The sequence below is a fragment of the Pseudomonas sp. P5_B2 genome (assembly GCF_056400445.1).
This window is the reverse complement of record NZ_JBFULH010000027.1, coordinates 46946-53928: the sequence shown is the minus strand read 5'-3', so window position 1 is coordinate 53928 and position 6983 is coordinate 46946. Positions and strand designations below refer to the sequence as shown.

At 58.3% G+C, this 6983-nt stretch carries 8 protein-coding genes; 4 read left to right on the top strand and 4 right to left on the bottom strand.

Annotated elements, in window-relative coordinates; all coding sequences use genetic code 11:
• Window positions 1–57 precede the first annotated feature (57 nt).
• Entirely contained in the window at window positions 58–861 is an 804-nt protein-coding gene (locus tag AC1DRJ_RS05560) for a transporter (protein WP_477801216.1), read from the top strand.
• A 31-nt stretch (window positions 862–892) separates the two neighbouring features.
• Here the strand turns inward: AC1DRJ_RS05560 and AC1DRJ_RS05555 are convergent, their stop codons facing one another.
• From AC1DRJ_RS05555 to AC1DRJ_RS05545, 3 genes are all read right to left on the bottom strand, one after another.
• Window positions 893–1351 (bottom strand): glycine zipper 2TM domain-containing protein, encoded by a 459-nt coding sequence (locus AC1DRJ_RS05555; RefSeq protein ID WP_477801213.1) that lies wholly within the window; start codon window positions 1349–1351, stop codon window positions 893–895.
• A 27-nt stretch (window positions 1352–1378) separates the two neighbouring features.
• A complete protein-coding gene (locus tag AC1DRJ_RS05550; RefSeq protein WP_477801212.1) occupies window positions 1379–1792 on the bottom strand; it encodes a hypothetical protein in 414 nt (137 codons plus the stop codon).
• 63 nt (window positions 1793–1855) lie between these two features.
• Complete coding sequence (locus tag AC1DRJ_RS05545) at window positions 1856–2533, bottom strand: DUF3313 domain-containing protein (protein ID WP_477801211.1); 678 nt, start codon at window positions 2531–2533, stop codon at window positions 1856–1858.
• A gap of 355 nt (window positions 2534–2888) precedes the next feature.
• On the opposite strand from AC1DRJ_RS05545, the gene AC1DRJ_RS05540 reads away from it, so the two are divergent.
• From AC1DRJ_RS05540 to AC1DRJ_RS05530, 3 genes are all read left to right on the top strand, one after another.
• Window positions 2889–3707, top strand: coding sequence for a DUF2092 domain-containing protein (locus tag AC1DRJ_RS05540; RefSeq protein WP_477801210.1), 819 nt, complete (start codon window positions 2889–2891; stop codon window positions 3705–3707).
• A gap of 16 nt (window positions 3708–3723) precedes the next feature.
• Window positions 3724–4506 carry a hypothetical protein gene (locus AC1DRJ_RS05535; protein WP_477801209.1) on the top strand — a complete coding sequence of 261 codons (783 nt, stop codon included), beginning with the start codon at window positions 3724–3726 and terminating at the stop codon, window positions 4504–4506.
• Between the two features lie 448 nt (window positions 4507–4954).
• Window positions 4955–5314 carry a DUF6124 family protein gene (locus AC1DRJ_RS05530; protein ID WP_477801208.1) on the top strand — a complete coding sequence of 120 codons (360 nt, stop codon included), beginning with the start codon at window positions 4955–4957 and terminating at the stop codon, window positions 5312–5314.
• A 63-nt stretch (window positions 5315–5377) separates the two neighbouring features.
• Here AC1DRJ_RS05530 and AC1DRJ_RS05525 read toward each other — a convergent pair whose 3' ends face one another.
• Window positions 5378–6964 carry a class I adenylate-forming enzyme family protein gene (locus AC1DRJ_RS05525; protein WP_477801207.1) on the bottom strand — a complete coding sequence of 529 codons (1587 nt, stop codon included), beginning with the start codon at window positions 6962–6964 and terminating at the stop codon, window positions 5378–5380.
• Between the last annotated feature and the right edge of the window lie 19 nt (window positions 6965–6983).

Sequence of the window (6983 nt, the reverse complement as noted above, 5' to 3'; positions counted from 1 at the left end):
CCATGAAACTGCGCTTTGCTGATATCCAAACTTTGAGGGTGTTTAAACATGTATCGCATGCGACCTGAGCACTACCTGTTGCCTTGCACCCTTTTCTTCGTGGCGTTGAGTGCTCATGCGGATGATTCCGCCGAGCTGGCCAGAAAATCCCTGAACCCGATCGCGAACCTGTACAGCCTGCCGATCCAGTACAACTGGAATCAGAAAATGGGCCCCACGGGGGAGGGGATGCAAAGCGTGACTAACGTCCAGCCTGTGCTGCCCTTCGAGTTGAATGACCACTGGAACCTGATCTCCCGCACAATCCTGCCGATCATTGACCAGCATGGCCTGGCACCCGACGGCGCGGCGGACAAGTCCGGTGTGGGGGATGTGACCCAAAGCTTTTTCTTCTCGCCCAAGGAACCGACGGAAAGCGGCTGGATTCTGGGGGGCGGGCCGGTGTTGCTGATTCCCACGGGAAGTGACAGGTTGCTGAGCAGTCGGCAGTGGGGGGCAGGGCCGACCATCGTGGCGCTAAAACAATCTCACGGATGGACRCGAGGTATTCTGGCCAATCAGATCTGGAGCCTCAGCGGCGAGCAGCCAAATGCGGAAAAGGTCAATCAGACGTTCTTGCAGCCCTTTTGGTCGTACACCACTCACACCTACACCACGTTTGGTATAAACACCGAGTCGACCTACAACTGGCAATCCAAGGAATGGTCGGTCCCCATCAATGCCACGGTGACTCAGTTGCTCAAGCTGGGAGGCCAACCGCTGACCATTCAGGCCGGGCCACGCTATTGGGCTGACAGTCCCGAGGACGGTGCGCAAGGCTGGGGATTTCGTGCGGCAATTACGTTTTTGTTTCCACGATAAGCCCCAGCCCGCTCACATTGATCTCGTCTCCTTAACTGCCTTGCGGCACCACTCGGGCATCATTGCCTGAGCCTTCGATGTACACCTTCATGCCTTTGCTCAAATTCGGATTGATCGGCTGGGTCACCGATACCAGGACACCACTGGTGACCCGCACGATGATCTGTTGCGCGGTTACCGGTTGGTCGTACTTTTTCTTCTCTACATAATTACCGCCGACAGCCCCGGCGAGCGCACCGGCAACCATCGCGACATCGCGCCCGGTGCCATGACCGATCAGACTGCCGATACCCAGGCCACCAAGCCCACCCAGTACGGCACCGACGCCGCTGTCGTGATTGGTCTGCATCTGTGTCAGCGAGATCTGCTCGATCTTCCCTGATCGAACTTCGATCTCACCGGCACCGCCATCGGTTGATCCGACGGCAGAGCAGGCACTGATTAACACAGCCGCCAACGTGAGAGTCATCCAGGACAGTATTGCTTTCATGCGGTGTACCTCTTTATCGATAGTCGATTATTTGAACTTGATGGCAATGGCTTTGAGCTTGCGCCCCTGAATCGTATTGACGTCACGGGCCCATAGCGGGCCGGACACGTAGGCGCCGACGGTCGCAATCTGGTCGTAAACAATGACGACTGCGTCTGCGCCCATCTTGGCGCCTTCGTCTTGCAACTTCAGTTCGATCTCGGCCATTGGGGGCGCCGGTTCGATACTGGCATCAATCAGAATTTCACCCAGGCGCACGAAGGGGCGCGTCGGTTCTGTGCGTAATATCTGGACTTCGGCCGGAATCGTCGCAGGGTACTGCGGGACCCCGACATACTGGGTTGTCTGCGCTTCCACTGTTGCGCAGCCGCTTAACGCCAGTAGACCGGTGATGAGCGCTGTGAAAAACAAGGTTCTGTGCACACTTGAAAACGGTTGCATGGCAAATGACCTCTGCTTCAGGTTAATTCAACCGCCAACTTTTTCTGGCGGTTGAAACAGGGTTCAACTGCGGATAAACGCCCATATATCAGCATTCAATTTGTCGATYGCKGCTTTGAAGTCCTKGGYGGTGATTGCCTSCTTGTCGTTCTCCAGCKGGGTGCCGAATATCTTGCGCACCACTTTGACGACRRYCTGATTGGTCCTGGCGTCGATRAGTTCGGCTTCGATGAACAGGTTAGTGTYYTGATCSCGRTGACCGGTGGCKGCCTGTGTCGCTCCGACAACGGCCGCAATCGGCACCACTTCATACCACTTCATACCTTCGTTCGAGGCGGTGACCCCAGTGATTGCCGCACGCAGAATCAGGGTGTTTGCTCCGGGCGGTGCAGCGGCCACGCTAGGCACTATCCGGTATTTCTGGCCCAGCACGCTTTTGGCCGTGGTGGTCATGTAGTTCTGCAAGTTGTGCAACGTCTGCAAATTGACCCGCTCGTTGGGTTTTGGCGCGGGGTAGAACTCCAGCGTATTGAACGCAATGGTGGTATACGCATTCCGGTCAAACGAGGGGCTCACCCAGCGCATCGCCGTGCCACCGCTGGGCGTTTCGACTTCCTTCAGGTCGCTGTAGCTCGACAGGAAACCGGAGTACTGCGTCGTCTCGGTGACTTTCGAGGTACAACCGCCGAGCAGGATTGCGGCTAATGCGGTGCCGATTAGCAGGTTTCGGGTCAGATTCATGGTGATGTGTACTCCAAGGGTAAAGTCGAATGTTTCGGTGGTGACACAGTCGGTCATCGCCCCCCGCTTTCGAAATCTGAATGCCTCTGGAAGAGAGCGTAGGTAGCAATGCTGAAATATCCAGCCAAAGCGCTACGCGCTGACTTTTTTTACCCGGATTTGAGGGGTTATTTTTTCGATTGAATGGCGAATGACGGCAAATTGAGCTTTGCTGATGTTTCCGGAAGGTCGATGACTGCAAACCGATGCAAGGCATGAATCATCAAAACGTTTTCATCGGCATACGAGTCCGTTTACGACGTCATTTTCGTCACCCGTCATTGAACGCCCGACTTCTCTGTGCGGAGAACAAAAGATGCCTACCCTCCAGCAGTACGTCCGCCTGTTAACGGTCAGCATGGTGATGGCTGTCTCAGTCACCCCGTTGCACGCCGCCCAGACACCGGCGGCCGCTGCGCCGGCGGCGCAATTGGAGCCCAAGGCGCTGGATGTCCTGAAGGCCATGAGCGCTCGCTTGACCGGCACCCAGGGCCTGAGTTTCAAAGCCGTTACCACCTACGAAAAGCCCAGTCGGCTGGGACCGCCCCTGGCCTATAGCTCGGTGGCGCTGGTCACTGAGCAGCGCCCGGATAAGCTGCGTGTCATGACCTCAGGCGATGGGCCGGCCACCGAGTTTTATTACGACGGCAAGCAAGCCTATGCCTTCCAGCGTAAAGACAACCTGCTCGCCCAAGTCGATGGCCCGCCCACCATCGACGCAATGCTGGAGGCCGCGTACCTGCGTGCGGCCATCTACTTTCCGTTTACCGACGTTATCGTCGCTGATCCTTATAAGGATTTGTCCCGGGACATGCGTGTAGCGTTCTATATCGGCCAGTCCACAGTGGTCGGTGATACCACCACCGATGTGATTGCGTACACCAGCGACACCGTGTTCGTCCAAGCCTGGATCGGTGCCGAGGACAAGCTCCCGCGCCGGTTGCGCGCAGTGTTTCTCGATGACCCGACCCGATCCCGGCATCAAGTCGATTTCAGTGACTGGAAGCTCAGTTCTACGATGCCTGCGGCGTTCTTCAAACCCGACCAGATCGAGTCGGCACACCGGATCAAGTTTGCCCCACCCCCCGTGCTGAGTGCCCCGCAAGGCGTTAAAGCGCCGGTCACAAAACCCTGAGCGAGGAGGTTGAATCATGAACAGATCTACCTTKAAGTTCGCKGSCYTGSTAATCGCCGCGCTGATGTGTAACSAGGCGGTTGCCTGGTCGCATGCCGGCGGTTTTGGGGGTGGATTTGGCGGTGGGGGCTCATGGAGTCGCTCCGGCGAATTCGGCTCGGCTTCGGGCGGCGATGGCAGTTGGAGTGGCGAAACCAATCGCGGCGGCTCGGCCTCCGGCGGTGACGGCAGCTGGAGCGGTTCCAGCTATCGCGGCGGTTCGGCGTCCGGTGGCAATGGGTCTTGGGCAGGTACAGGTGCAGAGGGCGGAACGGCGTCTGGCGGGGGCGGTGCCTGGCAAGCACAAGGTGAAAATGGCGCCAACGCTTATGGCTACCACGCGGACGGGTATGGCACGACAGCCTACCGGGGGCCCGCTTATGGCGGGGACGCTTACCAGTCAGTGCCTTATGGGACCGCCTACTACCATCCGCCCGCCGCTGTGATAGCCAGCAGCGGCTGTTATTACTGTGGCGGGGTCAATCCGGTCGCTGCCGCTGCGACGGGCGTGGCGGTAGGCTCGGCGGTAGGGTCGATGGTCGATGAGAATGCCGACGCCGACGATTTCAGCGCTGGCTATAACGCCGGCATGGTCGCTTCGGGACCGCCGACGATGCCCTTGGGCCAGACCTACGCCAGCCTGCCTCCCGGATGTGTTTTGCAGACCTTTTCCCAGACGTACTACCAATGCGGCAATTCCTGGTTGCAACCTGCCTATGGTGCCAACGGGGTGTATTACACCGTGGTGACACCGCCGTGATTAGCGTCGTTCGGTCATTTGATTGGCATGGACGAGGTAGCATTGTGGTGAGGGGGCTTGCCCCCTCACCACACCAGCTTGCTGGCTCGTTAAACGCGATTTGAAGGTGCTTGTTTAAACGCTCTCCAGGTTACGTCCTGAAAGCTACAAGACCTTGCGCCTTTGCCTACCGTTACGCCAGAATCCGCCGGCCTGTGCGCCCTGGGTCTAGCCTCTATCGTTTACCTGCCACTGCCCATCAGTGGTCGTGTTTAGTCGCCCGCGTTAACTCAGTTGTGCGTGCATCTGTCATGCAGGTCTTTCAATTCCTGTACTTGATGGTGGCTGTACGCAGGGCGCTCTCGGGCGCGCCGGATTGCTGAGTTTGCCGGTCGGCTAACCTGCGTACAGCTGCCTCCCATCTCGTTTAGTCGCAAGAGGGGTGGCACACAATTAGGTAACTCAGCATATGTTCAAAGTAACGCCCAACCCACCGGACACCGATCCAGTGTCCCCGTACGAACCCGATTCAAACAAACTCAACGAGGCCGCCGAACGTGTCCTCGACTTCCACTTCCCGTCGAATGCCGACATCAAGGCCACCGCGCGTACACCCGGCAAATTGTTTTCCGTAGACCAGGCAGCGAGTAACGAAACCCTGGTGGTTTTTTTGGTCGAGACATTGGCCTCGGTCGATGTGATGGTCCATCAGTTGGTGGATCATCTGGAAGGGGAGGCGCGCTACGCGTTGCTGGGGATTTCAAACAGCATCATGGTGGCGGAGATCGCCGCGAACCGGGTGCTGGATCAAATTGATATGCCCACTTAGAGCGTGATTTCACCAGCGTCTGCTCCAAGCCTGCGGGACCCGGAACAGACGCTGGCTGAGTCTTCAGCTGACGTTGCGCAACGATCCTTTCCAGTACTTTTCCCGCACTTGCCGGCGCAGCACCTTGCCGACCACCGATAGCGGTAGCTCATCCACGAACACCAGCGATTTCGGCGCCTTGTAGCCGCCCAGTCGCGTTCGGGTCTGTGCAATCAGCTCCTCTGACGTGACCGATTCGCCCTGACGCAGAATGACTTCGGCGTGTACGGCTTCACCCCATTCGGCGTGCGGAATGCCGACCACGGCCGCCATCAGTACCGACGGGTGCGCCGCCAGTGCCGCTTCGACTTCCACTGCGTAGACGTTGAAGCCACCGCTGATGATCATGTCCTTGAGCCGGTCGACGATGTACAGGAAACCGTCGCGGTCGATGTAACCCAGGTCACCGGATTTCCACGCCCCGTCTTCGAACTCGGCTGCCGTCGCTTCCGGGTTTTCGTAATAGCCTTTAATCACGGCTTTGCAGCGAATGCGGATCTCGCCGGTTTCGCCTATCGGCAGCGGCGTGCCGTCCGTATCGGCGATAAACAGTTCGACACCAGGGGTCGGGCGACCGGCTGACGACAAACGTTGCAGGGCGATAGCATTACCGGGCTGATGCGAGGCCTTGTCGAGCGAGGCGATGATCATCGGCGTTTCGGTGGCGGCGTAACCCTGGACAAAAATCTGCCCGAAGCATTCCACCAGTTCGCCCAGCTTGTCCGGGCTCATCGGCGCGGCACCGTAGATCAAGGTGGTCAGCGAGGAAAAATCCTTGGGCGCGGCACGTTGCATTTCCAGCAAGCGATACAGCACGGTCGGTACCAGGAACGAGTGGGTCACACGCTCCTTTTCGACCTGCTGGCGCCAGGCTTCCATGTCCAGCTGGTTCATGGTCAGGTTGGTGCCGCCGCCATAAAACGTCGGGAAAAACAGCATGATCGTGCCGTGGGACAGCGGCGACACATGCAACAGCCGCGTCGCGCTGCTCAAGCCAAGGTCGGTGTTGATGAATGCCGCATCACGGCAGGCCATCCAGTTGTCGATGGAGTACATCGCGCATTTGCCCTTGCCGGTAGTACCACCGGTGAAGCGCAACATGCAGATGTGCTGATCGGTATCGAGGGTCACATCGTTGTCGAGATCGGACGCAGCATCCACCAACGACCAGAAGCTGTGCACCCCGGGAAGACTGGCCTGCTCGGCTGTGGGCGGGTCCATCACCACGATCTCGCAGCCATGGTCGCGCAACATGCCGTAGTAGCTGTCCAGCAAGCGGGTTTCAAGGAAAACCACTCGAGGATTGACCAGATCGATCTGCCGCGAATGCTCTTCGAGCGGGTCGCGCAGGTTGGTCATGACCACCGTGCCCTTCTGCTTGAAGGTGCTGGGAAACATCATCAGGCTGAGGTTGTCGTTTTCCAGGATCAGCATGAAGCGTTCGCCCGTGCGCACTTGCAGCGTCGAGCGCAGGACATCGGCGATACGGTTGGTCAGCAGGTGATACTGCTCGTAGCTGTAGCGCCGGTTGCGCTCGATGTTGACGATGGCTTCCTGGTCGCGATGACGCAGCGCGAGCAAGCGCATGACCCGGCTAAAATTCATTTTCATGGTGAACGCTCCAATAGCT

What these genes read in the sequence shown, in the direction of transcription:
- AC1DRJ_RS05525 (WP_477801207.1), bottom strand. Translation starts at nt 6,964, where the DNA reads ATGAAAATGAATTTTAGCCGGGTCATGCGCTTGCTCGCGCTGCGTCAT.
- AC1DRJ_RS05550 (WP_477801212.1), bottom strand. Translation starts at nt 1,792, where the DNA reads ATGCAACCGTTTTCAAGTGTGCACAGAACCTTGTTTTTCACAGCGCTC.
- AC1DRJ_RS05555 (WP_477801213.1), bottom strand. Translation starts at nt 1,351, where the DNA reads ATGAAAGCAATACTGTCCTGGATGACTCTCACGTTGGCGGCTGTGTTA.
- AC1DRJ_RS05530 (WP_477801208.1), top strand. Translation starts at nt 4,955, where the DNA reads ATGTTCAAAGTAACGCCCAACCCACCGGACACCGATCCAGTGTCCCCG.
- AC1DRJ_RS05540 (WP_477801210.1), top strand. Translation starts at nt 2,889, where the DNA reads ATGCCTACCCTCCAGCAGTACGTCCGCCTGTTAACGGTCAGCATGGTG.